This is a genomic window from Bacillus sp. K2I17 (assembly GCF_002209985.1).
GTDB classification, from domain to species: domain Bacteria; phylum Bacillota; class Bacilli; order Bacillales; family Bacillaceae_G; genus Bacillus_A; species Bacillus_A wiedmannii.
This window is the reverse complement of the sequence record NZ_NJGF01000014.1, coordinates 96,152-122,856: the sequence shown is the minus strand read 5'-3', so window position 1 is coordinate 122,856 and position 26,705 is coordinate 96,152. Positions and strand designations below refer to the sequence as shown.

The following is a 26,705-nucleotide window of genomic DNA, read 5'->3' as shown; positions in this document are numbered from 1 at the left end:
TAAGTCGATTCGACTTAGGTTTTTTTGTGTTTATTTTTATTTACCAAATGTCATAATCCATAAATTAAATAATCTTAAAGAAGAGAAAAGAATGGAATAGAGGCTGTTTAAAGTACTAGCAATGATTTTTTGTTCTCTAGGTTTTCCGAGTGTTCCTAAAATAATCTTTATGATAGGAAACGTTATTTCTACCACAAGTATATATTTAAAAATGTGGGATGATATAAATAAGTATTCAATCATTACAGCAAAGACTGCGATAAAAAGGAATAAATACGAAAAAAGTGTAGTTCGTTTTTTCATTATTGTCTTCCTTATAAATAAAATGAATATAAATGATATGCTTTATATTAAAGCATACGGAATAAGTATACAAACCGTTATGTGTACAATAGATCTCTAGAAATATAAATTCTAATTTCTTATCCTTCTTGCATATAGTTACAATTATTCTTTTGAATATAACTAAAACACGAACGTTATTGGTGAGTAATAAAAAAACATTCGATTATTTGTTGACATTGTTTATGAAATATTGTTAATATAGCCATAGAAAGAATAATATATAAGACCTCATATAATCGCGGGGATATGGCCTGCAAGTCTCTACCTAACGACCGTTATTCGTTAGACTATGAGGGAAAGTCACTCGGTATTTTTCTATTCACAAGGGATACGTATGCCTGAGTAGAGCGCTTTCTCTCATAGTAAAAGAGAAACTGTTCTATTTCAGGCTTTTTTTATTTGAATCGGGGGGATTCTAATATGAAATCACTAGTTGGAGTCATAATGGGAAGCACGTCAGACTGGGAAACAATGAAATATGCTTGTGACATTTTAGATGAATTAAATATACCGTATGAGAAAAAAGTTGTATCTGCTCATCGGACTCCGGATTATATGTTTGAATATGCAGAGACGGCTCGTGAACGTGGGTTGAAAGTTATTATTGCTGGAGCTGGTGGCGCAGCGCATTTACCAGGAATGGTTGCAGCGAAAACGAATCTTCCTGTAATTGGAGTTCCAGTTCAATCAAAAGCGTTAAACGGCTTAGATTCATTATTATCCATCGTCCAAATGCCAGGAGGGGTTCCAGTTGCAACTGTTGCAATTGGTAAGGCTGGTTCAACAAATGCTGGTTTACTTGCTGCACAAATACTTGGATCATTCCATGATGATATACATGATGCATTAGAATTGAGAAGAGAAGCGATTGAAAAAGATGTGCGCGAAGGTAGTGAGCTAGTATGACGAGAATCATTTTACCTGGAAAAACAATCGGCATTATTGGAGGCGGCCAGCTAGGAAGAATGATGGCATTGGCAGCTAAGGAGATGGGATATAAAATTGCTGTTTTAGATCCTACAAAAAATTCACCATGTGCACAAGTTGCTGATATTGAAATTGTTGCACCATATGACGATTTAAAAGCAATTCAGCATTTAGCGGAGATTAGTGATGTTGTCACATATGAATTTGAGAATATTGATTATAGATGTTTACAATGGCTTGAAAAACATGCTTACTTACCGCAAGGCAGTCAGTTGTTAAGTAAAACACAAAATCGTTTTACAGAAAAGAATGCGATTGAGAAAGCTGAGCTACCAGTAGCAACGTATAGATTAGTTCAAAATCAAGATCAGCTTACTGAAGCAATTACTGAGTTATCATATCCTTCCGTCTTGAAAACGACGACAGGCGGATATGATGGGAAAGGTCAAGTTGTTTTAAGAAGTGAGGCTGACGTTGATAAAGCGCGAGAGCTTGCGAATGCAGCAGAGTGTATTTTAGAGAAATGGGTGCCTTTTGAAAAAGAAGTATCAGTTATTGTGATTCGTAGTGTAAGTGGTGAAACGAAAGTATTTCCGGTAGCGGAAAATATTCATGTAAATAACATTTTGCATGAATCTATCGTTCCAGCTCGCATTACAGAAAAACTTTCTCAAAAAGCAATTGCTTATGCAAAAGTGCTCGCGGATGAACTAGAACTTGTGGGAACACTAGCGGTAGAGATGTTTGCTACAGCTGATGGTGAGATTTATATTAATGAATTAGCACCAAGACCTCACAATTCAGGACACTATACACAGGATGCATGTGAAACGAGTCAATTCGGTCAACATATTCGAGCAATCTGTAATTTACCTCTTGGAGAAACAAATTTGTTAAAACCAGTTGTCATGGTAAACATTTTAGGCGAACATATAGAAGGGGTCCTAAGACAAGTGAATAGATTAACCGGGTGCTATTTACACTTGTATGGAAAAGAAGAAGCAAAAGCGCAGCGAAAAATGGGGCATGTTAATATTTTAAATGATAATATTGAAGTCGCTCTAGAAAAAGCGAAGAGTTTGCATATTTGGGACCATCAAGAACAACTGTTGGAGGGAAAAAGATGATTAGTCGTTATACACGCCCAGAAATGGGTGCAATTTGGACGGAAGAGAACAAATTTAAAGCGTGGTTAGAAGTTGAGATTTTAGCTTGTGAAGCATGGGCTGAGCTTGGCGATATTCCAAAAGAAGATGTTAAAAAAATTCGTGAGCATGCATCATTTGATATTGATCGTATTTATGAAATTGAAAAAGAGACACGTCATGATGTAGTTGCATTCACTCGTGCTGTATCCGAAACACCAACATTAGGTGAGGAACGTAAATGGGTTCATTACGGTTTAACATCTACAGACGTAGTAGATACAGCGTTATCTTACATCTTAAAACAAGCGAATGAAATCATATTAAAAGACTTAGAAAACTTTGTAAGCATTTTAGCTAACAAAGCGAAAGAGCATAAATACACGATCATGATGGGAAGAACACACGGTGTTCATGCAGAACCAACAACATTTGGTTTAAAACTTGGTCTTTGGTATGAAGAAATGAAACGTAACGTAGAGCGTTTCAAACAAGCTGCTGATACAGTTCGCGTTGGTAAATTATCTGGTGCGGTTGGTACATACGCAAATATCGATCCATTCGTAGAAAAGTATGTTTGTGAAAACTTAGGATTAGAAGCAGCACCAATTTCAACACAAACATTGCAACGTGATCGCCATGCTCATTACATGTCAACACTTGCACTAATCGCAACATCTATTGAAAAGATGGCAGTTGAGATTCGTGGTTTACAAAAGAGTGAAACACGTGAAGTTGAAGAGGCTTTTGCAAAAGGCCAAAAAGGTTCTTCTGCAATGCCACATAAACGTAATCCAATCGGATCAGAAAATATGACTGGTTTAGCTCGTGTTATCCGCGGTTATATGATGACAGCGTATGAGAATGTTCCATTATGGCATGAGCGTGATATTTCTCACTCTTCGGCAGAACGCGTAATTTTACCAGATGCTACAATCGCATTAAATTACATGCTAAATCGCTTTGGTAATATCGTTAAAAACTTAACTGTATACCCAGAGAATATGAAACGCAATATGACAAGAACATATGGCTTAATTTATTCTCAGCGTGTAATGCTTACATTAATCGACAAGGGTATGGTACGTGAAGAAGCTTATGATATCGTACAGCCTAAAGCGATGGAAGCTTGGGAAACACAAGTACAATTTAAAGAGCTTGTAGAAGCTGATGAGCGTATTACGAGCAAGTTATCACAAGAAGAAATTAATGAATGCTTCAACTATGAGCATCATATGCAACACGTTGATACAATCTTTGAACGCCTTGGGTTAAACGAAGCGTAAAATTTCATATGGCACAGAATAGAGTCATTCTGTGCCATTCTTTATAAAAACATTATTCACATTTTTCAAACTACAGGGGGCTTGCGAAATGCAAAAGCTAGAATTGCTGTATGAAGGTAAGGCAAAAAGAATTTATCGTACAGAATCAGCAGATATGGTTTGGGTAGAGTACAAAGATAGTGCGACTGCTTTCAATGGGGAGAAAAAAGAGACGATTACAGGAAAAGGTCGTTTGAACAATGAGATTACAACTTTATTGTTCAGAAAGTTACAAGAAGTAGGAATAAAAACACATTTTGTAGAGAAGTTATCTGAAACAGAGCAACTTGTTAAAAAAGTGAGTATTATTCCTCTAGAAGTTGTCACAAGAAATGTAATTGCAGGAAGTCTTTCAAAACGATTAGGAATGGAAGAGGGAACTGTACTTGCAGAACCAATCGTAGAATTTTACTTCAAAGATGATGATTTAGGAGATCCGCTTGTAACGGAAGATCATATTCGTGTATTAAACGTTGCATCACCAGAGCAAGTAAGCGTATTACGAGATATGGCTCTACAAATCAATCAAGTGTTGATTGATCATTTCGCAAGCTGTCGTGTAAGACTAGTAGATTTCAAATTAGAGTTTGGTGTAACAGATGAAGGAAAAATCATTTTAGCAGATGAAATTTCACCAGATACTTGCCGTTTATGGGATGAAACGAGCAATGAAAAATTTGATAAAGACGTATTCCGTCGTGACCTTGGAAATTTAACAGAAGCTTATGAAGAGATTTTAAAACGTTTAGGGGGAATTTCACATGTATAAAGTTAAGGTATATGTAACGTTAAGAGAAAGCGTATTAGATCCACAAGGAACAGCAGTAAAAGGGGCACTTCATAGTCTTTCGTTCACAGAAGTACAAGACGTTCGAATCGGAAAATATATGGAATTAACAATTGATAAATCAGTATCTGACCTTGACGCAAAGGTAAAAGAAATGTGTGAAAAACTATTAACAAACGTTGTAATGGAAGACTTCCGTTATGAAGTTGAGGAGGTTGTCGCACAGTGAAATTTGCAGTCATAGTATTCCCAGGTTCGAACTGTGATGTCGATATGTTCCATGCAATTAAAGATGAGCTTGGTGAAGAAGTAGATTACGTTTGGCACGATAGAGAGAATTTAGATGAATATGATGCAATTTTACTACCTGGTGGATTCTCTTACGGTGACTATTTACGTTGTGGTGCTATTTCTCGCTTCGCGAATGCAATGAAAGCAGTGCAAAAAGCTGCTGAGCAAGGAAAGCCGATTTTAGGTGTATGTAATGGATTCCAGATTCTTGTTGAATCAGGATTACTACCAGGAGCGTTAATGAGAAACGAAAACTTAAAATTTATGTGCCGAACAGTTCAGCTGCGTGTTGAAAATAATGAAACGATGTTTACATCACAATATGAAAAAGATGAAGTAATCAATATTCCAATCGCGCATGGTGAGGGGAATTACTATTGTGATGAAGAGACTCTTAAACAATTAGAAGAGAATAATCAAATCGCATTCCGTTACGTAGAAAATCCGAATGGAAGCGTTTCAGATATTGCTGGTATTGTAAATGAAAAAGGAAATGTACTTGGTATGATGCCACACCCAGAGCGTGCTGTAGATGAATTACTTGGCGGTGCTGAAGGGTTAAAAGTCTTTCAATCTATCTTAAAACAGTGGAGGGAAACATATGTCGTTAATGCTTGAACCAAATCCAACACAAATTAAAGAAGAGCGCATATATGCGGAAATGGGGCTAACAGACGAAGAGTTTGCCATGGTTGAAAAGATTTTAGGCCGTCTGCCAAATTATACAGAAACAGGATTATTCTCTGTTATGTGGTCTGAACATTGCAGTTATAAAAATTCAAAACCAGTACTTCGAAAATTCCCAACAACAGGTGAGCGCGTTCTGCAAGGACCTGGGGAAGGTGCTGGAATTGTAGATATCGGTGATAATCAAGCGGTTGTATTTAAAATGGAAAGTCATAACCATCCTTCTGCTATTGAACCATATCAAGGAGCAGCAACAGGCGTTGGTGGTATTATCCGTGACGTATTCTCTATGGGAGCACGCCCGGTAGCTCTATTAAACTCACTTCGCTTCGGTGAATTACAGTCACCACGTGTGAAATATTTATTCGAAGAAGTAGTAGCAGGGATTGCAGGATACGGTAACTGTATCGGCATTCCGACTGTTGGCGGCGAAGTACAATTTGATCCATGTTATGAAGGAAATCCACTTGTAAATGCAATGTGCGTAGGCTTAATTAATCATGAAGATATTAAAAAGGGGCAAGCGCACGGTGCTGGAAACACAGTAATGTACGTAGGAGCATCAACTGGTCGTGACGGTATTCACGGTGCAACATTCGCATCTGAAGAGTTATCTGAAAGCTCAGAAGCGAAGCGTCCAGCAGTTCAAGTAGGAGATCCATTTATGGAAAAACTTCTTATTGAAGCTTGCTTAGAACTTATTCAGTCGGATGCACTTGTTGGAATTCAAGATATGGGTGCAGCTGGTTTAACATCATCTTCTGCAGAAATGGCAAGTAAAGCAGGTATGGGTATTGAAATGTACTTAGATGATGTACCACAACGTGAAACAGGAATGACACCATATGAAATGATGCTATCTGAATCACAAGAACGTATGCTAATCGTTGTGAAAAAGGGTAGAGAGCAAGAAATAGTAGATTTATTTGAGAAGTATGGTCTTGCAGCCGTTACGATGGGGAAAGTAACGGAAGACAAAATGCTTCGCTTATTCCATAAAGGTGAAAAGGTAGCTGAAGTACCAGCAGATGCTCTTGCAGAAGAAGCACCAATTTATCATAAGCCATCAAAAGAAGCAGCATACTTTGCTGAATTCCAGGCAATGAAAATGGAAACACCAAAAGTAGAAAATTATAAAGAAACGTTATTCGCTCTATTACAACAACCGACGATTGCAAGTAAAGAGTGGGTTTATGATCAATATGATTATCAAGTTCGCACAAGCACAGTTGTTACACCAGGTTCAGATGCAGCAGTTGTACGTGTACGCGGTACAGAAAAAGGATTAGCAATGACGACAGATTGTAACTCTCGCTACATTTATTTAGATCCAGAAGTGGGCGGTAAAATTGCAGTAGCAGAGGCAGCACGTAATATCGTATGTTCTGGGGGAGAGCCACTTGCAATTACAGATTGCTTAAACTTCGGTAATCCAGAAAAACCAGAAATCTTCTGGCAAATTGAGAAATCAGTAGATGGTATGAGTGAAGCTTGTCGCACATTACAAACGCCAGTTATCGGCGGAAACGTATCAATGTATAACGAACGTAGTGGTGAAGCTGTATACCCAACACCGACAGTTGGGATGGTTGGACTTGTACACGATTTAAAACATGTAACAACACAAGAGTTTAAGCAAGCTGGCGATTTAGTTTATATCATCGGAGAGACGAAAGCTGAGTTTGGTGGAAGTGAATTACAGAAAATGATTCACGGCAAAATTTTCGGTCAATCACCAAGCATCGATCTAGACGTAGAATTAAAACGTCAAAAACAAGTATTAGCAGCAATTCAAGCTGGCCTTGTTCAATCTGCTCATGATGTTGCAGAAGGTGGTTTAGCAGTTGCAATTACTGAGAGTGCAATTGGTGCAAATGGTTTAGGTGCTACTGTGAAATTAGACGGAGAAGCAACAGCGGCATTATTTGCTGAATCACAATCTCGCTTCGTTATAACTGTAAAACGTGAAAATAAAGAAGCGTTTGAGACGGCGGTAGAAGCAATTCAAGTTGGAGAAGTGACAAATACAAATGAAGTAACAATTCATAATGAAGAAAATGAAGTATTACTTACAGCAAATGTAGATGAAATGAGAAAGGCTTGGAAAGGGGCAATCCCATGCTTGCTGAAATAAAGGGGTTAAATGAAGAATGTGGCGTTTTCGGAATTTGGGGGCATGAAAATGCAGCACAAGTTTCGTACTACGGATTGCATAGTTTACAGCACCGTGGACAAGAAGGCGCAGGCATCGTCGTAAATAATGGTGAGAAAATCGTCGGTCACAAGGGGTTAGGTTTAATATCGGAAGTATTTTCAAGAGGTGAGCTAGAAGGCTTAAACGGAAAATCAGCAATTGGACACGTACGATATGCGACAGCTGGCGGAAGTGAAGTTGCTAACGTTCAACCATTATTATTCCGTTTTTCTGATCATAGTATGGCATTAGCTCATAACGGAAATTTAATTAACGCAAAGATGCTTCGTCGTGAATTAGAGGCAGAGGGAAGTATTTTCCAAACAAGTTCAGATACAGAGGTACTTTTACATCTCATTAAACGTAGTACGAAAGATTCTTTAATTGAAAGTGTAAAAGAGGCTCTAAATAAAGTGAAAGGTGCATTTGCATATCTTTTACTAACTGGAAATGAAATGATCGTTGCGCTAGACCCGAATGGATTCCGTCCTCTTTCAATTGGAAAGATGGGAGATGCTTACGTTGTAGCATCAGAAACATGTGCTTTCGATGTAGTAGGTGCAACATACATTCGTGATGTAGAACCAGGTGAATTACTTATCATCAATGATGAAGGAATTCATGTAGATCGTTTTACAAATGAAGTAGATCATGCAATTTGTAGTATGGAGTACATTTACTTTGCACGTCCGGATTCTAATATTGCAGGTATTAATGTCCATGCAGCACGTAAAAACATGGGAAAACGTTTGGCGGCAGAAGCTCCTATTGAAGCTGATGTTGTTACTGGTGTACCAGACTCTAGTATTTCAGCGGCAATTGGTTATGCGGAGGCGACAGGAATTCCATATGAGTTAGGATTAATTAAAAATCGTTACGTTGGACGTACGTTTATTCAACCTTCTCAAGAACTGCGTGAGCAAGGGGTTAAGATGAAGCTTTCAGCAGTAAGAGGCGTAGTTGAAGGAAAACGAGTTGTGATGATTGACGATTCTATCGTAAGAGGAACGACGAGTAAACGAATTGTTCGTATGCTTCGCGAGGCTGGAGCGACAGAAGTCCATGTAAGAATTGCTTCACCACCTCTTAAGTATCCATGTTTCTATGGCATTGATATTCAAACAAGAAAAGAATTAATCGCAGCAAATAATTCAATAGAAGAAATCCGTCAAATCATCGGAGCAGATTCTTTAACGTTTTTAAGTGAAGATGGATTAGTAGATGCAATTGGACGTCCATATGAAGGGAAATACGGCGGTCTATGTATGGCGTACTTCAATGGAGATTATCCAACAGCTCTTTATGATTATGAGCAAGAGCTTTTAGAAAGTATGAAATAAGAAGAAAAAAGCTTCTACTTCTTTTGATGTAGAAGCTAGCTTCTTTCTTAAAATGGCCCGCCCTGAATAGGGAGAAATTAAAAGACGAGGTGTAGATAACGATGGCGAATGCATATAAGCAAGCAGGAGTAGATATTGAAGCTGGATATGAAGCGGTATCTCGCATGAAAAAACACGTACAAACAACAATGAGAAAAGAAGTACTAGGCGGTCTAGGCGGTTTTGGAGGTATGTTTGATTTATCAAAATTTGCATTAGAAGAACCTGTATTAGTATCTGGAACAGATGGCGTGGGAACAAAATTGATGCTCGCTTTTATGGCAGATAAACATGACACAATTGGTATTGATGCAGTAGCAATGTGTGTAAATGATATTGTTGTCCAAGGAGCAGAGCCGCTTTTCTTCCTTGATTATATTGCTTGTGGTAAAGCTGAACCTAGTAAAATTGAAAACATCGTCAAAGGTATATCAGAGGGCTGTCGCCAAGCTGGTTGTGCATTAATTGGTGGAGAAACAGCTGAAATGCCAGGAATGTATTCTACGGAAGAATACGATTTAGCTGGTTTTACAGTTGGAATTGTTGATAAAAAGAAAATTGTAACAGGTGAAAAAATTGAAGCTGGTCAAGTATTAATTGGCTTAGCATCTAGCGGTATTCATAGTAATGGTTATTCTTTAGTACGAAAAGTATTACTAGAAGATGGAGAACTATCTTTAGATCGCATTTACGGACGCTTAGAACTACCTCTTGGTGAAGAATTATTAAAACCAACGAAAATTTATGTCAAACCTATTTTAGAACTATTGAAGAAATATGAAGTATACGGTATGGCGCATATTACAGGTGGCGGATTCATTGAAAATATTCCACGTATGTTACCAGAAGGAATCGGTGCAGAAATTGAATTAGGATCTTGGAAAATTCAACCGATCTTCAGTTTACTTCAAGAAGTGGGAAAACTAGAAGAGAAAGAAATGTTCAATATTTTTAACATGGGTATTGGTATGGTAGTAGCGGTGAAGGAAGAAGAGGCAAAAGATATCGTTCGTCTTCTTGAAGAGCAAGGAGAAACAGCTCGTATTATTGGACGTACTGTACAAGGAACTGGCGTTACCTTCAATGGGGGCACGGCACTATGAGTAGATTAGCAGTTTTTGCTTCTGGAAGCGGCTCTAACTTTCAATCTCTCGTTAATGCGGTAGAAGAAAAAAGATTGGATGCAGAAATTAGTTTATTAGTATGTGATAAACCAGAAGCACGTGCTGTTGGACGGGCACATTATCATCATATTCCGTGTTTCGCCTTTTCAGCGAAAGCATATGAGTCAAAAGAAGCATTTGAAAAAGAAATATTAAAGAAGCTAGAAGAGTATGAGATTGATTATGTTATTTTAGCTGGATATATGCGTTTAATTGGGCCGACTTTATTAGGAGCGTACGGTGGGAAGATTATTAATATTCATCCGTCACTATTACCGAGTTTTCCTGGTAAAGATGCTGTCGGTCAAGCGTTAGAAGCAGGTGTGAAAGTAACTGGAGTAACAATTCATTATGTAGATGCAGGTATGGATACAGGTCCAATTATTGCGCAAGAAGCAGTAGTTGTTTCTGAAGGGGATACGAGAGAAAGCTTACAAAAGAAAATTCAACAAGTTGAACATAAATTATACGTAAATACAGTGAATCAAATTGTTCAGTCTGCGAAAGAAACAACTGTTAACTAACATACAACCAGGGGTGAAGGATAAATGAAAAAGCGTGCATTAGTAAGTGTTTCAGATAAAACAGGAGTAGTAGAATTTGTTAAAGGTTTACTAGAACAAGGGATTGAAGTTATTTCAACAGGTGGTACGAAAAAATTACTAGAAGAAAACGGCTTACAAGTAATCGGTATTTCTGAAGTAACTGGTTTCCCGGAAATTATGGATGGACGTGTAAAAACATTACACCCAAATATTCATGGTGGTCTATTAGCGGTTCGTGATAATGAAACGCATGTAGCGCAAATGAATGAGTTAGGTATGCAGCCAATTGATTTTGTTGTTGTTAACTTATACCCATTTAAAGAAACAATCGCTAAGCCTGATGTAACATTTGCTGATGCAATTGAAAATATTGATATCGGTGGTCCAACAATGATTCGCTCTGCTGCGAAAAATCATAAATTTGTATCGGTAATTGTAGATCCAGTAGATTACGATGTTGTATTAGCAGAACTGAAAGAGAACGGTGAAGTAAAAGAAGAAACAAAACGTAAATTAGCAGCGAAAGTATTCCGTCATACAGCGGCATATGATGCGTTAATCTCTAACTACTTAACAGAGCAAATGGGTGAAGAAAGCCCAGAAACATTAACAGTGACATTTGAGAAAAAACAAGATTTACGCTATGGAGAAAATCCACATCAAAAAGCAACCTTCTATAAAGCACCATTCGCTGTAACTTCTTCTGTTGCATACGCAGAACAATTACACGGTAAAGAATTATCTTACAACAATATTAATGATGCAGATGCAGCACTTAGTATTGTAAAAGAATTTACAGAGCCAGCAGTAGTAGCAGTAAAACATATGAATCCATGTGGTGTTGGAGTGGGTACTGATATTCATGAAGCATACACACGCGCTTATGAAGCAGATCCAGTATCAATCTTTGGTGGAATTATTGCAGCAAATCGTGAAATTGATAAAGCTACAGCAGAAAAGTTACACGAAATTTTCTTAGAAATCATTATTGCACCTTCTTTCTCAAAAGAAGCTTTAGAAGTATTGCAAAGTAAGAAAAACTTACGTCTACTAACTGTAAATATTGAAAAAGCGACAAGTGCAAGCAAAAAACTAACTTCTGTACAAGGTGGTCTTCTCGTTCAAGAGGAAGATACGTTATCATTAGATGAAAGTACAATTTCAATTCCGACAAAACGTGAACCATCAGAGCAAGAGTGGAAAGATTTAAAACTAGCTTGGAAAGTTGTAAAACATGTGAAATCAAACGCAATTGTTTTAGCGAATGATAACATGACAGTTGGTGTAGGCGCGGGACAGATGAACCGTGTAGGTTCTGCAAAAATCGCAATTACACAAGCTGGCGAAAAAGCACAAGGTAGCGCACTTGCATCTGATGCTTTCTTCCCAATGCCAGATACAGTAGAAGAAGCAGCAAAAGCAGGGATTACAGCAATCATTCAACCAGGCGGATCAATCCGTGACGAAGATTCTATCAAAGTTGCGGATAAGTATGGGATTACGATGGTGTTCACTGGCGTACGTCATTTCAAACACTAATAGAGGATATTTAAAAGGTCCGGTCAAGATAACTGTCGCATGTCGTCGTTGCTCTTGATCCTCCCTTTTAAACTTTTATTGATATGAAAACAAACTAGGAGCAGAGCTTCTAGTTTGTACTTATTTAAGTATTGGGGGATGAAATATGAATGTTTTAGTAATTGGCCGAGGTGGGCGTGAGCATGCTTTAGCTTGGAAGTTTGCGCAATCTGAAAAGGTGGAAAAGGTATATGTAGCACCTGGTAATGAAGGTATGCGCGATGTTGCAACACCAGTTGATATTGATGAAAATGATTTTGATGCATTAGTTTTATTTGCTAAAGAGAATAAGGTTGAATTAACTTTCGTTGGACCAGAAATTCCGCTTATGAATGGAATTGTTGATCGATTTAACGAAGAGGGACTTCGTGTGTTTGGCCCAAATAAGGCGGCTGCTGTTATTGAAGGTAGTAAGGCTTTTACGAAAGAATTGATGAAAAAATATGATATTCCAACTGCGGCATATGAAACTTTTACAAACTATGAAGAAGCAGTACAGTATATTCAAAAAGTTGGTGCGCCAATCGTTATTAAAGCTGACGGCCTAGCTGCTGGTAAAGGTGTAACGGTAGCAATGACGCTTGAAGAAGCATTACAAGCTGTGAAAGAGATGCTACAAGATGTGAAGTTCGGCGAAGCGAGCAAGAAGGTCGTTATTGAAGAGTTTTTAGATGGACAAGAATTTTCATTAATGGCATTTGTAAATGGAACAACTGTGCATCCGATGGTAATTGCGCAAGATCATAAACGAGCTTTTGATGGTGATAAAGGTCCAAATACAGGCGGAATGGGTGCGTATTCTCCAGTACCACAAATTTCGGAATCAGCAGTTCAAGAGGCGATAAAAACAGTATTACATCCAACTGCTAAAGCGATGATTGCAGAAAATCGATCGTTTACAGGGATTTTATATGCGGGACTTATTTTAACAAATGATGGCCCAAAGGTAATTGAATTTAATGCACGCTTTGGTGACCCTGAAACGGAAGTAGTATTACCTCGCTTAGAAAATGATTTAGTTGATGTATGTAACGCTGTATTAAATGAAAGTGAATTAACGTTACAGTGGTCAGAGGAAGCGGTAATTGGTGTTGTACTTGCTTCGAAAGGGTATCCGGAAGCATATAAAAAAGGTGACATTATTAAAGGATTAGATGCACTGAACGATGTAATTGTTTTCCATTCAGGTACAGCGATGAAGCATGGTGACTTTGTAACAAATGGTGGCCGTGTACTATTTGTTGCTTGTAAGGCGGACAGTTTACAAGCGGCGAAAGATAAGGTGTATAAAGAAATCGGTAAAATTGAGAGTGATGGTCTATTTTACCGAAGTGATATAGGATATCGTGCAATTGGTCATGAGATGACGAGAAGCTAGTAATATTAAATGTTTTAGCGGTAAGAAAAGCGGAGAATGAGGTAGTTCATTCTCCGCTTTTCTTATTATTTTATTTAGGAACTTTTATAAGATCAATAATGTCAGGGCATTGTAATTGATAAGTTATTGCTGTTGATGAAACTTTCTTTGAAATTTTTCGGCAACTACTATTGGAATATTTAATTTTTTTGTTTTCTGTATTTCGGTCGCTTGTTTTTGAGTAATCAACATCATAATACAAAGATGTTGTCTCTCTTCCTTTTTTTACTGTTAAATCTATGATGAGAGGCTCATCTTTTTCGTTAAATCGAGTGATGCGAATGGAGTGACTCTTATTTGAATTATATTTTTTAATGAAGATATCTAATTTTTCGATATTGTAAACTGTGTCATTCTTTTGAATGACATCACCATATTTTTCGGCGGTTTCAAAACTATATTCTTTATTGGATGTATCAATTGTTGGTCGTTTATTTGAGCAAGCGACAAGATTGAATGAGAGTAGTGCAATAAATAATAAACTCTTTTTTTTATAGTAATGTTTTATAGGCAAAGCGAACCACCTCTATTAATAATGTTATATTTGTATTTTAAAATATAATTACAAAGAAAACATCATCATTGTATTAAAAAATCCCACTGATTTCTCAGCGGGATTTTTTATGCATCTTTATCTTTTTTCAATTTTCCTTTTTGCTTTGCCATTTCTCGAAGTAAATACTCGATGTGTGCATTGACGCTACGAAACTCATCATTCGCCCATTTTTCGATGACTGCATGTAATTCAGGATCAATACGTAATGGAAAGCTTTTCTTTTTAGCCATAATGATTTACAACCCTTTAGTATAGGCTTCCTGTATTAATAACTGGTTGCGCACCTTTATCTGAAACGATGGCAACTAATAAGTTGTTCACCATATTTGCTTTACGCTCGTCATCTAATTCAAGTACGCCTTCCTCATCTAACATATGGATTGAATCTTTCGCCATCTTCACAGCACCTTCAACAATCTCTTTTCTAGCAGCTAATACTGCTTTTGCTTGTTGACGTTGTAGCATTGCATGGGCAATTTCTGTTGCGTAAGCTAAATGTGTTAAACGAGTTTCTAATACTTCTACGCCAGCGATTTCAAGGCGCGCTTCTAACTCACGTTTTAATTCTTCAGAGATTTCTTCAGTATTTCCGCGTAACGTGATGCAAGTTTCATCTTGGAAATTGTCATAAGGATATTTTGTTGCGACGTGGCGGATTGCTGTTTCACTTTGAATTTCTACAAATCGATCGTAATGTTCAACACCGAACATTGCTTTTGCAGAATCAACTACTTTATATACGATAACGGCTGCAATTTCAATTGGATTTCCCTCAATATCGTTTACTTTTAACTTCTTACTATTAAAGTTTTCAACACGTAACGATACAGTTTGACGGAATGCGAATGGAATTGTTAAAAATAAACCGTTTTGACGAATTGTTCCTAAATAATTACCGAAAAACGTAATAACTTTTGCTTGGTTTGGTTGAACAATACCAATACCTGTAGCAAGAACGGCGGCTAAAATAATAGTTAATGCCGCTCCTATGAAAATTTCTTGTACAAGGAAAAATACACCGATAGCGGCTAAAATTAAAATCCCGATAATACCGAGAAAACCATTTACATAAAAAACTTGTTTTTCTTTCATATGATCGCCTCCTGATATAAAAATGATATCACTTTTATATCATTTTATGCAAGGGCTTTACACCTAATTTTCTGAAATTATTGATTAGGTATTTCTTATGTATATTTTGAGGTTTGAAATGAGAATGTATGTTCTATTTTGTGGTAAAATAAAGAAGACTTAACCGCCCACTGCAGCAGCTAAGTCCCTTTGAGAGCATCTTGCATCGTGACAAATGATTCAAAGCGGTTTTGCCAGGATTATATCTTCAATCGCTGACTCAATCTCTTTGTCAGAAGTGTCATAACTTCCATTTGACTTTGGTTTGTCGTGATTGGAAGTTTGGTTCACTTCTTCTTTAGCATGTCCCTTTTCGGTAAAATTCATGCTAGGCATTTTAAATGCCCCCATATTCATGTATTTTCCGAATTTCCACATTTCAACAACGGGGCAGAAACGAACAATTCCCTCTGCGATTTTCATTGCACCAATCCATAGCAAGACGTTAGACCAAGTGCACCACGGCTTGCGTACAAGTTTAGCACTACTACAGCCGAAGAGGATAAGTCCGAGTGTAATTCGAATTAGGGCATTTATTGTACCGATGTTTTGCTTCATTAGAAAAACACTCCTTTTTATGAAAGTTGAAATAGATAATACTATTTCTCTTATTAGTATCCCGTGTGATTTTGGGGATATGTAATCCAACATTTGACGTTGAAAAAGATGTTGGAATGTGCGTGTGTGTAAGTAGCTTTTTTTGTTATAATGAAAGAATGCACAAAAGGAAGTTCAAAGTTAAATCCTCTCGTTTGAAAAACTATGGAAGAGGGAATTCCAAACTTAATTCTCCGTTTTAAACAAATATTTAAGATGAAGTTAAAAAAATCCTGATGAAAATAAACTGTTATTTTGAACAGAAATATATATAACTAGAGAAAAGAAAGGGTGTTTTCATGTACGATATTTCCGGGTGGAAACATGTATTTAAGCTTGATCCAAATAAGGAGTTAAGTGACGAACATTTAGAAATGATTTGTGAGTCTGGAACAGATGCTGTTATTGTAGGCGGAAGTGATGGAGTTACAATTGATAATGTATTACACATGCTAGTTAGCATTCGCAGATATGCAGTTCCTTGTGTGTTAGAGGTTTCTGATGTGGAAGCAATTACACCAGGATTTGATTTTTATTATATCCCAAGCGTTTTAAATAGCCGAAAGGTAGAATGGGTAACAGGTGTTCATCACGAGGCTTTGAAAGAATTTGGGGATATTATGGACTGGGACGAAATTTTCATGGAAGGGTATTGTGTTTTAAATCCGGAAGCGAAAGTAGCTCAGCTTACAGATGCGAAATGTGATGTAACAGAAGATGATGTAATTGCATACGCGCGTTTAGCAGACAAGCTATTACGTTTACCGATATTTTATTTAGAATATAGCGGTACGTATGGAGACGTTGAACTTGTTAAAAATGTAAAAGCAGAATTAAAACAAGCGAAGTTATATTATGGCGGCGGTATTTCTAATGCTGAACAAGCGAAGGAAATGGCACAATACGCTGATACAGTAGTGGTTGGGAATATTATTTATGATGATATAAAATCCGCGTTAAAAACAGTTAAAGCAGTAAAAGGAGAGTAGGTGCAGGCGTATATGAGTAAGACAGATAAGTTATTAAATGGTTTAAATCCGCAGCAACAAAAAGCAGTACAAACAACGAACGGACCACTTCTATTAATGGCAGGTGCAGGTAGTGGTAAAACACGTGTGTTAACACATCGTATTGCGTATTTACTTGGTGAAAAAGGTGTAGCGCCATGGAATGTACTAGCTATTACCTTTACAAATAAAGCGGCGCGTGAAATGCGCGAGCGTATTGATACACTTGTCGGACCAGAAGCAGAAGATATTTGGATTTCTACGTTCCACTCTATGTGTGTACGTATTTTACGACGTGATATCGATCGTATTGGTATTAATCGTAACTTTACAATCTTAGATTCAGGCGATCAGTTAACTGTAGTCAAAAAAATTATGAAAGAGCGCAATATTGATCCGAAGAAATTTGAGCCGCGCTCTATTTTAGCTGGTATTAGTAATGCGAAAAATGAATTGTTATCTGCAGATAAATATGCGAAAAAAATTACAATCGCTGATCCATATGAAAAATTAACGAGCGATGTATATACAGAATATCAAAAACGTCTTCTGAAAAATAACTCATTAGACTTTGATGATTTAATTATGACAACGATTCAGCTATTTGAACGTGTTCCAGAAGTACTAGAGTTTTATCAGCGTAAGTTCCAATATATTCACGTGGATGAGTATCAAGATACGAACAAAGCGCAGTACCTTCTTGTAAAACATTTAGCAGCACGTTTTAAAAATTTATGTGTTGTAGGTGACTCAGATCAGTCTATTTACCGCTGGCGCGGGGCTGACATTTCTAACATTTTGTCATTCGAAAAAGACTATGAGAATGCGCAAGTTATTCTGTTAGAACAAAACTATCGTTCGTCACAAAATATTTTAAATGCAGCGAATGCTGTTATTGAAAAAAATTCAAACCGTAAACCGAAAAAATTATGGACAGACAATCAAGTTGGAAGCAAAATCTCATATTACCGTGCTGCGACGGAAAAAGACGAAGCATATTTTGTTGCGAAAAAAATTCGTGACGATATTCAAATGGGAAAACGAAAATATACGGACTTTGCAGTATTATATCGTACAAATGCCCAGTCTCGTATGGTCGAGGAGATTTTCCTGAAATCTAATATTCCTTACAAAATTGTCGGCGGTACGAAGTTCTACGATCGTAAAGAGATTAAAGATATTTTGGCGTATTTACGTTTAATTGGGAATCCAGATGATGAGATTAGTTTCGCACGTATTATTAACATGCCAAAGCGCGGAATTGGTGCGACTTCTATCGATAAAATTATTAATTACGGTGTACAAAATGGAATTTCATTAACTGCTGTATTCGATGAGATTGAGCATGTTGGTGTAAGTGCAAAAATAACAAAGGCAGTAAAAGAATTCGCAGGTCTATTACACAACTGGGTAAATATGCAAGAGTATTTATCTGTTACAGAATTGGTAGAAGAAGTTATTGAAAAAACAGGCTATCGCGATATGTTGAAAAACGAGCGTACTTTAGAAGCAGAAGGTCGTTTAGAGAACTTAGATGAGTTTTTATCTGTTACGCAAACATTTGAATCTCAAAGCGAAGATAAGAGCCTTGTTGCATTCTTAACAGACTTAGCGCTTGTTGCTGATATTGATCGTGTCGATGAAGATCCAACTGCTGGTGAGGAAGTTATTTTAATGACGATGCACTCAGCGAAAGGATTAGAATTCCCAGTTGTCTTTATTGTTGGTTTAGAGGAAGGAATATTCCCGCATACTCGTTCTCTAATGGAAGAAGATGAAATGCAGGAAGAGCGTCGCCTTGCTTATGTAGGTATTACTCGTGCAGAAGAAGAGTTATATTTATCCAATGCACAAATGCGTACTTTATTTGGTAGAACAAGTATGAACGCTGCTTCTCGATTTATTACAGAAATCCCGGCAGAGCTAGTAGAATCGTTAAATGAAACAGCGCCAAAGCGTGAAACATCGTTTGGTGCAAAAGGCAGAACGACAAGTACAAGTAGAATGACAACTACAACCACAACACGCTCTCGTTCAGCTTTCGCGCGTCCTGCAGCTAAGACAACAGGCGGCGAGCAAATTGGCTGGGCAGTAGGCGATAAAGCTTCCCACCAAAAATGGGGAGTCGGTACAGTTGTCAGTGTAAAAGGTGAAGGTGATGCAAAAGAATTAGATATTGCGTTCCCAAGCCCAATTGGTGTTAAACGTTTGTTAGCAAAATTTGCACCTGTGACGAAACAATAGGAAAGGAATGAGGATATGTCAAAAGAGATAGCAAAACAACGTATAGAAGAACTGCGTGATTTGTTAAATACATTTAACTATCAGTATCACGTATTAGACAATCCTTCTGTTTCTGATGCGGAGTATGACCGTAATATGCAGGAGCTTATAAAATTAGAAGCAGAGAATCCAGAGTTTATGAGTGAAGACTCTCCCTCCATTCGCGTTGGGGGAACTGTTCTTGATATATTTGAAAAAGTAACACATAAGTCACCGATGTTAAGTTTAGGAAATGCATTTAACGAAGGAGATTTACGTGATTTTGATCGACGAGTACGCCAAGGAATTGATGATGCGAATGTAAGATATATATGCGAATTAAAAATTGACGGACTTGCTGTTTCACTTCATTATGAAAAAGGACGCTTCATTCAAGGGGCAACACGTGGTGATGGTGTAACAGGTGAAGATATTACCCAAAATTTAAAAACGATTAAAGCGATCCCGCTCCGTCTAAATGAAGAAGTAACATTAGAAGCACGAGGCGAAGCTTATATGCCGAAGCGTTCATTCGTTAAGTTAAATGAAGAAAAAGAACAAAATGGTGAAGATGTATTTGCGAATCCGCGTAATGCGGCAGCAGGTTCAATACGCCAACTTGATCCAAAAATTGCAGCGAAGCGTAACTTATCTATGTTTGTGTACGGTCTTGCGAATGTAGAAGAAAAAACAATTCCATCACATAGTGAATCGCTTGATTTCTTAGGTGAACTTGGATTCAAAACAAATCCAAATCGACGTACATGTGAGACAATTGAAGAAGTTATAGCTTATGTAGAAGAATGGCAAGAAAAACGTCCGCATCTTGATTATGAGATTGATGGAATCGTTATAAAAGTAGATGATGTTGCTCTTCAAGAAAGTTTAGGAACTACAGCAAAGAGTCCAAGATGGGCGATTGCTTATAAATTCCCGGCTGAAGAAGTTGTAACAAGATTAACAGGCATTGAATTAAGTGTTGGTCGCACAGGGGTTGTAACACCGACTGCAGAGCTAGAGCCAGTGCGAGTGGCTGGTACTATCGTTCGTCGTGCTTCTTTACATAACGAAGATTTAATTCGTGAAAAGGACATTCGAATTGGTGACTATGTTGTAGTGAAGAAGGCTGGAGATATTATTCCTGAAGTTGTGAACGTTATTTTCGATAAGCGTACTGGTGAGGAAGAAGAATATCATATGCCAACGCATTGCCCAGCATGTGAGAGTGAACTAGTTCGTTTAGAAGAAGAAGTAGCACTTCGTTGTATAAATCCAACTTGTCCAGCTCAAATTCGAGAAGGATTAATTCATTTCGTTTCAAGAAATGCAATGAATATTGATGGACTTGGAGAACGTGTCATTACACAACTCTTTGATGCGGATTATATTCGTACATTTGCTGATTTATATTCGTTGACGAAAGAGCAATTATTGCAGCTAGAACGATTCGGTGAAAAATCAGCAACGAATTTAGTGCAAGCAATTGAGAATTCTAAAGACAACTCATTAGAGCGATTATTATTTGGCCTTGGTATTCGCCATGTCGGAGCAAAAGCAGCACGTACATTTGCAGAGCATTTCGAAACGATGGATGCACTTGTGAAAGCAACGGAAGAAGAACTAAAAGCAATTAATGAGATTGGTGAAAAAATGGCTCAATCCGTCGTGACGTATTTTGATAATGAAGACGTATTAGAGTTATTACAACAATTTAAAGAGTATGGCGTGAATATGGCATACAAAGGTATAAAAATTGCTGATTTACAAAATGTTGAGTCGTACTTCACAGGAAAAACTGTCGTTTTAACAGGTAAATTAGAAGTTATGGGACGTAGTGAAGCGAAGAAGAAGATTGAGGCATTAGGTGGAAAAGTCACAGGAAGTGTTAGTAAAAGTACGGATTTAGTTGTTGCAGGTGAAGCAGCAGGTTCGAAATTAGCACAAGCAGAGAAGCATAATGTTGAGGTTTGGAATGAAGAGAGGTTCTTACGAGAGCTAAATAAGTAAGAGGTGCAAACTTACCATGAAAAAAATAGCATTAGCGGTATTAAGCCTTGGCCTACTCGTAAGTGGGTGTAGTGCAGGTGCCGATAAAGATGAAAAAGTGGTTGAGAAATCGGGGAAAGCAAAAGAGCAAGCAATCGTTCCGAAGTACGCTATTTCGGATGAATACTATAAGGCGACTATTCCATTTCAAGCAGGAGCTGCACGTGGTTTAGTTGTACAAGGAGTAAGTAATCGTCTTGATATAGATGAATTTGAAACAGGATTAATGCGTATTGCGAAAGAATCCTTTAGTACGAAAGATCATTTCTTTAAAGGTGGAAGTACTCTAGATACTCAAAATGTGCAGATGCTTGTTAAAAGAAAGCGTACAGATGCTGAACAAAAGGAACTAGAGGACAAATTAAAAAAAGATGCAGTTAAATTTCCAAACATTGGGTTAAACCCAGCGTTAGGTGGAGGATCTGAATCATTAGAGGAAAAGAATAAAAAAAATCCAATATATATTTCAAATATTTTAGAGCATGATTATTATGTGAAAAAAGGCGAATCAGATGAGCGCCAAGGCATTGTAATTGGTTTAGCGATGAACTCGGTTCATTATTACGAGGAAGAGCATGGTTATCCGCGTGAGGCTAAAATTGAGCAAGAAAAAATGGTAGCTGAAGGGAAAAAAATGGCGCAAGAAGTCTTGAAATTTATGCATCAAAAACAGCCTGAAACAAAAAACCTTCCGATAACATTTGCAATTTATCGTCAGGCTCCAAAGGCTTCACTCGTGCCAGGTAACTTTGTTTCTTATGCGAATGTTGAAAAAGGCAGTGAAACGGTTGAGGATTGGAAACAAATTAATGAGAAATATTATTTGTTCCCATCTGAACAAGCGAAAACAGATAATAAACGTGAAGATCTGGCGAGAGTATCGAACTTTAAATCAAAACTAAGCGATTATTTCCAAGGCGACTACACAGCTGTTATCGGTACTGGTATGTATAGAGATGATGAATTAAGAGAAATAAAGCTTGATATTCCTGTCCAGTTTAATGGGAAAGCAGAAATAATTGGTTTTACACAATATGTAGCTGGGCTTGTTATGGAATACTTCCCGAATTATATGAAAGTACAAGTAACGATTAAATCTGTAGAACGTCCAGAAGCGATTATTATACGTGAAGCGAAGCAAGATGAACCATTTGTGAAAATTTTAGATTAAATAGGAGGGCTGTTCCTTTATGGAACGGCTTTTTTTCTTGAGGAATTTTGTTATAATTTAAAATGTTATAAATAATGGGGGTAAGGGGTAAAGCACATGGACGAATTAAGTTTTCAAGTCATTATTTTATTAATTGCATTCGGCTTTTTAGCAGCTTTTATTGATTCAGTTGTTGGCGGTGGAGGATTAATTTCGCTTCCAGCACTTATGTTTGTTGGTTTACCACCAGCTTCGGCAATTGCAACGAATAAATTAGCTGCAACGATGGGGACGTTTACGAGTGCAGTTTATTTTATTCGATCAGGAAAGGTCGATTTTAAAATTGTAGGAAAGTTAATCCCGTTAACTGTTATAGGAGCGGTCGCAGGCGCTTTAGTAGTAAAGTTTATTCCGCCGGATATTTTACGTCCGTTAGTGCTTGTGATGTTGGTGTTTATTGCCATTTATATTATTGCAAAAAAGGATTGGGGAAGTGTATCTACCTATAAGAAGATGACGAAAAGAAAAACATTAATATTTTTCTTTGTTATTTTAATGATAGGGTTTTACGATGGATTTTTTGGACCAGGGACAGGATCCTTTTTAATTTTTGCATTTTTATTAGTTGGTTTGGATTTTATTCAAGCGGCAGCATCTGGAAAACTTTTGAACTTTGTTAGTAATATCGTATCTTTAATTACTTTTTTATTTTTAGACGTAATTCATTTTGAATACGGTATTATTATGGGATTGTCGATGATTTTTGGCGCTTATTTTGGATCGAAGTTTGCAGTTCAAAAAGGTGTTGGATATGTAAGAACTTTATTTTTGTTAGTAACTATTTTATTGATTGGAAAAAACATTTTGGAATATACTCATATTTTGTAGAGTTATACGTATGTATAACTCTATTTTTTTATTATATTTTAAAAATTAATTAATTTTTAAAATATAAGTCTAGGAATATTTGAATAAATCTAAATTATCGTGTAGAATAATGTTGTAAAATGTAAACGTTTTTCTAAGGGGAGGCTAAAAAGAATGGTAGTAGCATACAAACATGAGCCATTTACAGATTTTTCAGTGGAGGCTAACAAATTAGCGTTTGAAGAAGGTTTAAAGAAAGTAGAATCTTATCTTGGACAAGACTATCCATTAATTATTGGGGGAGAAAAAATCACTACAGAAGACAAAATTGTTTCTGTAAACCCTGCAAATAAAGAGGAACTTGTTGGTCGCGTTTCAAAAGCAAGCCGTGAGTTAGCTGAAAAAGCAATGCAAGTAGCGGATGAAACATTCCAAACTTGGAGAAAATCAAAGCCAGAAATGCGTGCAGACATTTTATTCCGTGCTGCAGCAATCGTTCGTCGCAGAAAGCATGAATTCTCTGCTATTCTTGTAAAAGAAGCAGGTAAACCGTGGAATGAGGCAGATGCTGATACAGCAGAAGCAATCGATTTTATGGAATATTATGGTCGTCAAATGTTAAAATTAAAAGACGGAATTCCAGTAGAAAGCCGTCCAATTGAATATAATCGTTTCTCTTACATTCCATTAGGAGTAGGTGTTATCATTTCTCCTTGGAACTTCCCATTCGCAATTATGGCAGGTATGACAACAGCTGCTTTAGTTTCTGGTAACACAGTATTACTAAAACCAGCTAGTACAACTCCTGTAGTAGCAGCGAAATTCATGGAAGTATTAGAAGAAGCTGGCTTACCAGCTGGCGTAGTAAACTTCGTTCCAGGTAATGGTTCTGAAGTTGGTGACTACTTAGTAGATCACCCTCGTACACGTTTCGTGAGCTTCACTGGATCTCGTGATGTAGGTATCCGTATTTATGAGCGTGCAGCGAAAGTAAACCCAGGCCAAATTTGGTTAAAACGCGTTATCGCTGAAATGGGTGGTAAAGATACAATCGTTGTTGATAAAGAAGCAGATCTTGAATTAGCAGCTAAATCTATCGTAGCATCAGCATTCGGATTCTCAGGACAAAAATGTTCTGCATGTTCTCGTGCAGTAATCCATGAAGATGTATACGATTACGTATTAAATCGTGCTGTTGAATTAACGAAAGAATTAACAGTTGCTAATCCAGCTGTTTTAGGTACAAACATGGGTCCTGTTAATGACCAAGCTGCATTTGATAAAGTGATGAGCTATGTTGCAATTGGTAAAGAAGAAGGTAGAATCTTAACAGGTGGCGAAGGAGACGATTCTAAAGGCTGGTTCATCCAACCAACAATCGTTGCTGACGTTGCAGAAGATGCTCGCTTAATGAAAGAAGAAATCTTCGGACCAGTAGTAGCATTCTGTAAAGCAAAAGACTTTGATCATGCACTTGCAATTGCAAACAATACAGAATACGGTTTAACAGGTGCTGTTGTTACTAATAACCGTGACCATATTGAAAAAGCACGTGAAGAATTCCATGTGGGTAACTTATACTTCAACCGTGGATGTACTGGTGCAATCGTAGGTTACCAACCATTCGGTGGCTTTAACATGTCTGGTACAGACTCTAAAGCTGGTGGCCCTGACTACTTAGCACTTCACATGCAAGCAAAAACTACTTCTGAAACTTTATAAGAAATAGTAGAAGAGATCTTCGCAGTCTGCGAAGATCTCTTTTTTTTTTTTTTTTTTTGAAAAAATTTCTATATGTGGATTAAGATAGATATAAGTAGAAAAACTAATAAAGTAATAAGGTTTACTTCAGTAAATAAGGTATATTATATTTGTTGAATAGATTCTCTTTAAAGACAAGAAAAGTAGGTGAACAAAGTGGGAAAATATCAATTGGATTACAAAAGTCAGGTATCTGTGGCAAAGTTTCATGAAAAACAGACGCCTGCCAAATTTGATAAAAAGCAGCAAATTGAAAAATTGCGTGCGGAGTATTTGAAAAAGAAGCAAAAACAAACAGATAAATAATATGTTACGTTTTTGATAGGAGAAACTAGTTCTAATTACCATATACTACCATTTGGTAATTAGAACTAGCTAAATCCTATTAATATCGGGATAAACATGTAAATAGAAACAAAACAACGAGAAAAGTTGACTTATTAGTCATATTTTTTAGTATTCATTTTAAGGATTTCCTGTATAATACAATTTGAAAGAAAATCTATGGTTTGACAAGAAACACTCTTTTCGGTTTTGCTCACTGAAGGGAGTGTTTTTTTGTAGCCACAAACTCCTCTGTACTCATTACAGTTGCATATACTCCATTTAAACTAGCCAAAATTGTGTTATGAATATAAACGGCTGGTATAGTAGCATTCTTAAAAGAAAGATCTTTTGTAGCACAAGCATCATGTATAACGGTACATGGAAAGCCGAAATCAAAAGCAGCCCTTACGGTAGCATCAATACACATATGAGTCATCATCCCGCATATGACGACGTGCTCAATGTCTAAACGTTGTAATTGTTCTAGAAGATCAGTTTCGCGAAAACTATTTGGATAATGTTTGAGTATAACGGTTTCTTCTCTAAGTGGACGTACGCTTTCATGAATATGTACACCCTCTGTATTGGGCAGGAAAAAAGTAGCGTCATCTTTTATTGCTACATGTTGGATATGAAAAATAGGTTCGTTTTTCGTTCTAAAGAGTTGTAGCAGCTGACGAGCATATTTGCTTGCTTCTATTGGATTACGCAATTCCATCTTTCCGTGTTGAAAATAATCATTTTGAATATCAACGAGTAAAAGAGCTGTTTTCATATATTTATCTTCCTCCGGTTTCATATTCAAATAATGGTATTCAATTTATAGAGGTGATTCTCCTTTTAAAAAAATATGAAGGAGAAGAATTTTACATAACTTTAAAAAGCAATATTATATTGTGATTTTTTATTTGAAAATTTTAATAGAGAAATAATTAATATTTTTCTAAAAAATGTATTGACTCTTATTATTCTGAGTTCTATAATGAGAATTAATTAAACGACAATTAAATCGATACATTCTTATCCAGAGAGGTGGAGGGACTGGCCCTACGATACCTCAGCAACGGGTTTTTTAATACCGTGCTAACTCCAGCAAGCCTTATAAAAGGCTTGGAAGATGAGAAGATGTGACCGAGTACATATAAGTGCTCTCCTTCTTATCTTTACGGTTGATAAGAAGGAGAGCACTTTTTATTTTACCTCGAAAGCTCTACTTCA

25 protein-coding genes and 2 riboswitches are annotated in these 26,705 nt (G+C 37.0%); of the genes, 19 read left to right on the top strand and 6 right to left on the bottom strand.

All coding sequences use genetic code 11. The annotated features are described in order from the left end of the window. Nucleotides 1–36: 36 nt before the first annotated feature. The gene (locus tag CER22_RS33675; protein ID WP_087982199.1) at nucleotides 37–303 is read right to left on the bottom strand and encodes a hypothetical protein; all 267 of its coding nucleotides are present in this window, start codon (nucleotides 301–303) and stop codon (nucleotides 37–39) included. A gap of 250 nt (nucleotides 304–553) precedes the next feature. Further along, nucleotides 554–655: riboswitch (purine riboswitch) on the top strand. 110 nt (nucleotides 656–765) lie between these two features. On the opposite strand from CER22_RS33675, the gene purE reads away from it, so the two are divergent. From purE to purD, 12 genes are all read left to right on the top strand, one after another. Beyond that, complete coding sequence (purE, locus tag CER22_RS17565) at nucleotides 766–1,251, top strand: 5-(carboxyamino)imidazole ribonucleotide mutase (protein WP_000839367.1); 486 nt, start codon at nucleotides 766–768, stop codon at nucleotides 1,249–1,251. Further along, nucleotides 1,248–2,399 (top strand): 5-(carboxyamino)imidazole ribonucleotide synthase, encoded by a 1,152-nt coding sequence (gene purK / locus CER22_RS17560; RefSeq protein ID WP_088609272.1) that lies wholly within the window; start codon nucleotides 1,248–1,250, stop codon nucleotides 2,397–2,399. Before purE ends, purK begins: the two co-directional genes overlap by 4 nt. Beyond that, nucleotides 2,396–3,703 carry an adenylosuccinate lyase gene (gene purB / locus CER22_RS17555; RefSeq protein ID WP_000625686.1) on the top strand — a complete coding sequence of 436 codons (1,308 nt, stop codon included), beginning with the start codon at nucleotides 2,396–2,398 and terminating at the stop codon, nucleotides 3,701–3,703. Before purK ends, purB begins: the two co-directional genes overlap by 4 nt. Nucleotides 3,704–3,791: 88 nt before the next feature. Next, nucleotides 3,792–4,511: a phosphoribosylaminoimidazolesuccinocarboxamide synthase gene (gene purC / locus CER22_RS17550; RefSeq protein ID WP_087982204.1), complete on the top strand. Its 720-nt coding sequence runs from the start codon at nucleotides 3,792–3,794 to the stop codon at nucleotides 4,509–4,511. Continuing rightward, nucleotides 4,504–4,758: a phosphoribosylformylglycinamidine synthase subunit PurS gene (gene purS, locus CER22_RS17545; RefSeq protein ID WP_000278821.1), complete on the top strand. Its 255-nt coding sequence runs from the start codon at nucleotides 4,504–4,506 to the stop codon at nucleotides 4,756–4,758. Before purC ends, purS begins: the two co-directional genes overlap by 8 nt. Next, nucleotides 4,755–5,438 (top strand): phosphoribosylformylglycinamidine synthase subunit PurQ, encoded by a 684-nt coding sequence (purQ, locus tag CER22_RS17540; protein WP_000666772.1) that lies wholly within the window; start codon nucleotides 4,755–4,757, stop codon nucleotides 5,436–5,438. Before purS ends, purQ begins: the two co-directional genes overlap by 4 nt. Continuing rightward, the gene (purL, locus tag CER22_RS17535) at nucleotides 5,422–7,641 is read left to right on the top strand and encodes a phosphoribosylformylglycinamidine synthase II (RefSeq protein WP_046958904.1); all 2,220 of its coding nucleotides are present in this window, start codon (nucleotides 5,422–5,424) and stop codon (nucleotides 7,639–7,641) included. Before purQ ends, purL begins: the two co-directional genes overlap by 17 nt. After that, the gene (gene purF / locus CER22_RS17530; protein ID WP_000879030.1) at nucleotides 7,626–9,041 is read left to right on the top strand and encodes an amidophosphoribosyltransferase; all 1,416 of its coding nucleotides are present in this window, start codon (nucleotides 7,626–7,628) and stop codon (nucleotides 9,039–9,041) included. Before purL ends, purF begins: the two co-directional genes overlap by 16 nt. 101 nt (nucleotides 9,042–9,142) lie before the next feature. Then, nucleotides 9,143–10,183: a phosphoribosylformylglycinamidine cyclo-ligase gene (gene purM / locus CER22_RS17525; RefSeq protein WP_001262447.1), complete on the top strand. Its 1,041-nt coding sequence runs from the start codon at nucleotides 9,143–9,145 to the stop codon at nucleotides 10,181–10,183. Continuing rightward, nucleotides 10,180–10,767: a phosphoribosylglycinamide formyltransferase gene (gene purN / locus CER22_RS17520; protein WP_000088583.1), complete on the top strand. Its 588-nt coding sequence runs from the start codon at nucleotides 10,180–10,182 to the stop codon at nucleotides 10,765–10,767. The genes purM and purN overlap by 4 nt, the downstream gene beginning before the upstream one ends. A 24-nt stretch (nucleotides 10,768–10,791) precedes the next feature. After that, on the top strand, nucleotides 10,792–12,327 hold the full coding sequence (gene purH / locus CER22_RS17515; protein WP_000745429.1) for a bifunctional phosphoribosylaminoimidazolecarboxamide formyltransferase/IMP cyclohydrolase: 1,536 nt from the start codon (nucleotides 10,792–10,794) through the stop codon (nucleotides 12,325–12,327). 145 nt (nucleotides 12,328–12,472) lie between these two features. After that, nucleotides 12,473–13,744 (top strand): phosphoribosylamine--glycine ligase, encoded by a 1,272-nt coding sequence (purD, locus tag CER22_RS17510; RefSeq protein ID WP_088609271.1) that lies wholly within the window; start codon nucleotides 12,473–12,475, stop codon nucleotides 13,742–13,744. 70 nt (nucleotides 13,745–13,814) lie between these two features. Here the strand turns inward: purD and CER22_RS17505 are convergent, their stop codons facing one another. The 4 genes from CER22_RS17505 to CER22_RS17490 all read right to left on the bottom strand — a co-directional run bounded on the left by CER22_RS17505 (nucleotide 13,815) and on the right by CER22_RS17490 (nucleotide 16,028). Next, complete coding sequence (locus CER22_RS17505) at nucleotides 13,815–14,297, bottom strand: DUF4362 domain-containing protein (protein ID WP_088609270.1); 483 nt, start codon at nucleotides 14,295–14,297, stop codon at nucleotides 13,815–13,817. A 107-nt stretch (nucleotides 14,298–14,404) separates the two neighbouring features. After that, complete coding sequence (locus tag CER22_RS17500) at nucleotides 14,405–14,569, bottom strand: toxin-antitoxin system HicB family antitoxin (RefSeq protein WP_001085171.1); 165 nt, start codon at nucleotides 14,567–14,569, stop codon at nucleotides 14,405–14,407. Nucleotides 14,570–14,585: 16 nt separating this feature from the next. Continuing rightward, the gene (locus tag CER22_RS17495) at nucleotides 14,586–15,431 is read right to left on the bottom strand and encodes an SPFH domain-containing protein (protein WP_000660682.1); all 846 of its coding nucleotides are present in this window, start codon (nucleotides 15,429–15,431) and stop codon (nucleotides 14,586–14,588) included. Between the two features lie 219 nt (nucleotides 15,432–15,650). Further along, a complete protein-coding gene (locus tag CER22_RS17490) occupies nucleotides 15,651–16,028 on the bottom strand; it encodes a YgaP family membrane protein (protein ID WP_088609269.1) in 378 nt (125 codons plus the stop codon). A gap of 338 nt (nucleotides 16,029–16,366) precedes the next feature. On the opposite strand from CER22_RS17490, the gene CER22_RS17485 reads away from it, so the two are divergent. The 7 genes from CER22_RS17485 to CER22_RS33100 all read left to right on the top strand — a co-directional run bounded on the left by CER22_RS17485 (nucleotide 16,367) and on the right by CER22_RS33100 (nucleotide 25,466). Then, nucleotides 16,367–17,056, top strand: a complete 690-nt coding sequence (locus tag CER22_RS17485; protein ID WP_000272092.1) for a heptaprenylglyceryl phosphate synthase — start codon at nucleotides 16,367–16,369, stop codon at nucleotides 17,054–17,056. A 12-nt stretch (nucleotides 17,057–17,068) separates the two neighbouring features. Then, on the top strand, nucleotides 17,069–19,318 hold the full coding sequence (gene pcrA / locus CER22_RS17480) for a DNA helicase PcrA (RefSeq protein WP_002108861.1): 2,250 nt from the start codon (nucleotides 17,069–17,071) through the stop codon (nucleotides 19,316–19,318). Nucleotides 19,319–19,333: 15 nt separating this feature from the next. Further along, nucleotides 19,334–21,343 (top strand): NAD-dependent DNA ligase LigA, encoded by a 2,010-nt coding sequence (gene ligA, locus CER22_RS17475; protein ID WP_088609268.1) that lies wholly within the window; start codon nucleotides 19,334–19,336, stop codon nucleotides 21,341–21,343. A 16-nt stretch (nucleotides 21,344–21,359) separates the two neighbouring features. Continuing rightward, nucleotides 21,360–22,553, top strand: a complete 1,194-nt coding sequence (locus CER22_RS17470) for a CamS family sex pheromone protein (protein ID WP_048542055.1) — start codon at nucleotides 21,360–21,362, stop codon at nucleotides 22,551–22,553. A gap of 96 nt (nucleotides 22,554–22,649) precedes the next feature. Continuing rightward, nucleotides 22,650–23,420: a TSUP family transporter gene (locus tag CER22_RS17465; protein ID WP_048567196.1), complete on the top strand. Its 771-nt coding sequence runs from the start codon at nucleotides 22,650–22,652 to the stop codon at nucleotides 23,418–23,420. Between the two features lie 153 nt (nucleotides 23,421–23,573). Further along, nucleotides 23,574–25,121: an L-glutamate gamma-semialdehyde dehydrogenase gene (pruA, locus tag CER22_RS17460; RefSeq protein WP_087982225.1), complete on the top strand. Its 1,548-nt coding sequence runs from the start codon at nucleotides 23,574–23,576 to the stop codon at nucleotides 25,119–25,121. 195 nt (nucleotides 25,122–25,316) lie between these two features. Continuing rightward, nucleotides 25,317–25,466, top strand: a complete 150-nt coding sequence (locus CER22_RS33100) for a hypothetical protein (protein ID WP_000521654.1) — start codon at nucleotides 25,317–25,319, stop codon at nucleotides 25,464–25,466. 232 nt (nucleotides 25,467–25,698) lie between these two features. Here CER22_RS33100 and CER22_RS17450 read toward each other — a convergent pair whose 3' ends face one another. Further along, on the bottom strand, nucleotides 25,699–26,262 hold the full coding sequence (locus CER22_RS17450; protein ID WP_088061531.1) for a cysteine hydrolase family protein: 564 nt from the start codon (nucleotides 26,260–26,262) through the stop codon (nucleotides 25,699–25,701). 242 nt (nucleotides 26,263–26,504) lie between these two features. Further along, nucleotides 26,505–26,611, top strand: a riboswitch (SAM riboswitch). Nucleotides 26,612–26,705 lie beyond the last annotated feature (94 nt).